The organism is Rheinheimera sp. WS51, from assembly GCF_050936095.1.
In the GTDB taxonomy this organism is placed as follows: Bacteria; Pseudomonadota; Gammaproteobacteria; order Enterobacterales; family Alteromonadaceae; genus Alishewanella.
On the sequence record NZ_JBOTRC010000031.1, the window covers coordinates 1 to 3,941 of the forward strand.

5 protein-coding genes are annotated in these 3,941 nt (G+C 39.3%); all 5 read left to right on the top strand.

Going from position 1 to position 3,941, the window contains the following annotated elements; all coding sequences use genetic code 11:
• Positions 1-367: 367 nt before the first annotated feature.
• Positions 368-781, top strand: a complete 414-nt coding sequence (locus tag ACRCA4_RS14755) for a hypothetical protein (RefSeq protein ID WP_433190290.1) — start codon at positions 368-370, stop codon at positions 779-781.
• A 115-nt stretch (positions 782-896) separates the two neighbouring features.
• The gene (locus ACRCA4_RS14760; RefSeq protein ID WP_433190293.1) at positions 897-1,928 is read left to right on the top strand and encodes a DUF262 domain-containing protein; all 1,032 of its coding nucleotides are present in this window, start codon (positions 897-899) and stop codon (positions 1,926-1,928) included.
• A complete protein-coding gene (locus tag ACRCA4_RS14765) occupies positions 1,912-2,595 on the top strand; it encodes an MAE_28990/MAE_18760 family HEPN-like nuclease (protein WP_433190296.1) in 684 nt (227 codons plus the stop codon). Before ACRCA4_RS14760 ends, ACRCA4_RS14765 begins: the two co-directional genes overlap by 17 nt.
• Positions 2,596-2,665: 70 nt before the next feature.
• A complete protein-coding gene (locus ACRCA4_RS14770) occupies positions 2,666-3,055 on the top strand; it encodes an energy transducer TonB (protein ID WP_433190299.1) in 390 nt (129 codons plus the stop codon).
• Positions 3,056-3,148: 93 nt separating this feature from the next.
• Complete coding sequence (locus ACRCA4_RS14775) at positions 3,149-3,526, top strand: hypothetical protein (RefSeq protein WP_433190301.1); 378 nt, start codon at positions 3,149-3,151, stop codon at positions 3,524-3,526.
• Positions 3,527-3,941: the final 415 nt, after the last annotated feature.

The following is a 3,941-nucleotide window of genomic DNA, read 5'->3' on the forward strand; positions in this document are numbered from 1 at the left end:
GTTTTAACGGTTTTCGTCAGTAGTTTTGTTCCGGCCTTGCTCACGTTTGGTTTTCTTAGCGGCAGCGCAAAAGGTTAAGTTCGCTCGTTTGCGGGTTTGTTGCAAACGGCGGTGACGGTAGCGTTGTTCTTTTTTGCTTCGCTTAACAGTTTTACAGGTTCCGGTTGGCTCGCCGTATCGCAGCTGGCTGGTTAGTTTTTAAATTTGCACAGTGGTGCACTTGTTAAGCTTCGCCAGTGCGGCAGCGCCGCGCGGGTTTAAATTCAAGCTGCTAACAAGGCGCATCACTCGCGGCCTGCGGCCGCTGGGATGCCAACCGCTACGCGGCCGTCACCCGTGTGCTTTGCGTTAACTTTACGGAAGATCGATGCACCCTCAAGCACTGCTTAAATTTTGCTATCAGGCCCTTACAAAAAAGGGAGCAAGCTATTATCGCTGGTGGGTTATTGGTACTGTATTACTTACTCTTGCTGCATTCGTTGGCGTTACTGTTTTTGAAACGGCTGAGTGGTTATTATTCTTAACCTTTGGTCTTTCTGGTATGGCAATGATTGTCGCAACGCTAAGGCTTCTCTTGGTGAAGCTCTTTGAAGAGAATGCGGATGCGATTAATCTATTCTCAAGTTATTTTCCGTCGCTTGTAGGTACCCGGAGTTTAGAGCTAGCTTGTAAGATAACAAATGCCGTTTACTACGGAGTGTTTTATTTTTGTTGTTACTTCTTGTTGGCAGCTATTTTTTTGTTACCGCTGTCTTTAGTTGTAGAGTATGCAAAAAGTTAACAAGGCAAGTCAGCATCGCACCTTCGGTGCTGGACTCGCTAACGCTCGCCGCTGCTTGCGGCGTTAGCACTATTTATTTTAGTAACGTGGAAAAGTCACGGTATTAGGGAAGAAAATGAAAGATTATATAAATCAACTAGACAAAGAGACTCGAAAGGTTGATTTCGACTCGTTTGATATATCAGTAAAAGAACTCGTATCTATGGCAGACGAAGGAATTGTGGATATTGCTCCTGAATATCAAAGGCAATTTAGATGGCCTGTTGATAACCAATCAAGGTTAATTGAATCTGTGTTATTAGGGATTCCGGTACCTAGTTTGTTTATGGCAGCTAACAAAGATGGGTCATGGGAGTTAATCGATGGTGTGCAACGTTTAAACTCTTTAATTCACTTTGTAGGAAACGAGAAACAACTTGAGAAATTTGGTTTTGAAAATAATTTGACGCTTAATGGACTTGAAGTGTTAACAGAGTTCAATGGTTCAAAATTTTCTGATTTACCACAAACATTGAAATTAAAGTTTAATTTAAGGCCACTCAAAGTAACCACTTTGAGTGATAAGAGCGATCTAAAGGTTCGCTTTGATTTATTCGAGAGGTTGAACACTGGCGGTATTAAACTTACAGATCAAGAAATACGCGCATGTGTATTTAGAGGCCAATTCAATGATTTCATTTCTGAATTGACGACTAATGAACACTTTCTCTCTGTGGTTAACCTACCAAAGGCTAAGGAAAATGATGGTACAAAAAATGAGTTGATCCTCAAGTTTTTTGCCTATAAAAACAACAGAGATAAATTTGATCATAGTGTTGTTGAATTTCTTAATGAGTACATGGCTGATTCGACTGTTTCTTTTAACTACAAAAAGAACAGAACAATTTTCGAAAAAACCTTCGAAGCTTTAGCGCAAGAACTACCAGAAGGAATAAAACGCGGTAATAGAAAGACAACCCCTTATAACTTATATGAAGCAGTAACGATTGGCGCTGCAGATGCAATTGAAGAAGGCTCTGATATTTCAGGAAAAAATATTTTAACTTGGATTGAAGATGAAGAGTTAACAAGACTTACTTCTGGTGCAACGAATTCAAGACCTAGGCTTAAATCTCGAATAAGTTACTGCTATGACAGGCTTAAATAATATGTATGAAACAGTTGAATTGGAGATTAGGGATAGGCTTAATCAATCAAAAGAGCTTATTAATCATATAAAAGCGTTAGAGGTAAGTGATCAAAGCTCTGACTTGTTTAAAATTCAGAAAGGGTTACTTTTTGTTTCATTATATTCTTCAATTGAATACACAATTACAAACGTAGTTTCTAGATTTTTAGAGCTTATTGATACCGAGCAACTTAAGCCCTTAAACTTTAAGAAATATTTATTATGTACGGTTCTAGACAGTAAATTTAATGCACTGATAGGAAGTAGTAAGAAAACTGTTTGGAACAAGAAGAAAGATTTCTTTGATGCACTTTTTTCATCGGAAGCTGTATCGATTGATGATTCTGTATTTCCCACCGACGGTATCAATATCTCTCAGCAACAAATTGAAGATGTTTGGGAAATTTTTCACTTAGCAGGCAATGCTTTTCCAGATGAAATCAATACTTGGATTCTTAAAGAAATTAAAGAGCATCGAAATGCGATAGCACATGGAAGAGAAAAAGCTTCCTCCATTGGAGGCCGTTACACAGCAGCCACCCTTAATCAAAGAGTATCTGATGTAGAGAGTCTTTGTTTTCATATTGTATCTGGGTTTGAAGCCTTTACGACAAGTAAAGGCTACTTGGTGTCTAGTGCAGCATAGTGCTAACAAGCAAATGCAGCCGACGCATAAAACGCGCGGCTGATTTGGGCGTTATGTTTTTGGAGTGAATTTGAAATATTTATTTTTCTGCACGATCTTATTGGCAATGGGTTGTAGTAGTACAAATAATGCTAGTAGCTCGAATAAAGTATATATAAATGCACAAACAGACTCACCAGCCCAGTGGGTAGTCAAAATAGAACCAAAATATCCAATAGATGCAGCTACTAAAGGAATTGAGGGTTACGTTAAGTTCAGTGCTGTAGTTAACGAGCGTGGTATTTTAGAAAGTATCGAAATTATAGAGTCATCACCAAAAGGTGTTTTTGAAAATGAAGGTTTGCGCGCCTTAAAATACTGGAGGTTTAAACCTGCATTATTAAATGGCAAAGTCGTTAAAGCTTTTTATCAAGATACACTTGAGTGGGAATTAAAGAATAAAAACATAACAAACAATTAAACAGGGATAAAAAACTTGCGGGCTATTCGCTTCGCTCAATTTTAGCCCACAATTTTTTACCCGTTAATCGGGCGTTAGCTACCAAGGATGGTTATGAGATTTTATCTGGCAGTTCTCCTTTTAATCATTTCAGGCTCCGCTTTAGCATGTTCATGCTCAGAACTGCCTACAAGTAGTGCTTTCGAAAGAGCTGATTATGTTTATGTTGGGCGTGTAATGTCTGCAGCAGTAACATCTGACGAAGTCGTTGAAAGCCAGCTAAACGTTCAGGAAGTTTTTAAAGGCCAACCGGATCAAAATGTTTTTGTTTCAGCTGCTACACACAACGCGGGTTGTGAAGCCGTTGTAGTAGTTGGTCAGCAATATATAGTGTTTGGGCAGTACGGAAAGAAACCAGTTTTACATAGTTGCAGCGATACAAAAATGCTGCAATATCCAGAGCAAATTGAAGAGTTGAGAAATGGTAGCTAACAATACGCATCACTCACTCCCGTTGGTCGCTGGGACGTCAAACGCTAACGCGTTTTTCCGCCCGTGTGCTTTGCGTTAGTTGCCGGAGAGAACAGTGTTAAATATCAAGATACTAGTTTTAGCTATTGGCAGCAGTGTTATGTCCTTTTTTATGTTTGTAATTCTCTATAAAGGTTACGTAACTGGTGTGGCGAACTTAAGATATGGCAATACAGTAGATATAAATGACAGCCCTATCTCATATTGGCTAACTATGTCCATGTCCTTATGTCTGGCTTGTCTGTTTTTATGGGCCGCTTTTGGTTTATTTAAATTATTGTTTGAGTAAGATTTACATTGGCAACTAACAAGGCCAGTCAACGCGACGTCTTTTCCGCAGCGGCTTCGCCTTTACTACAAAGCCGCGCTTGCTGGC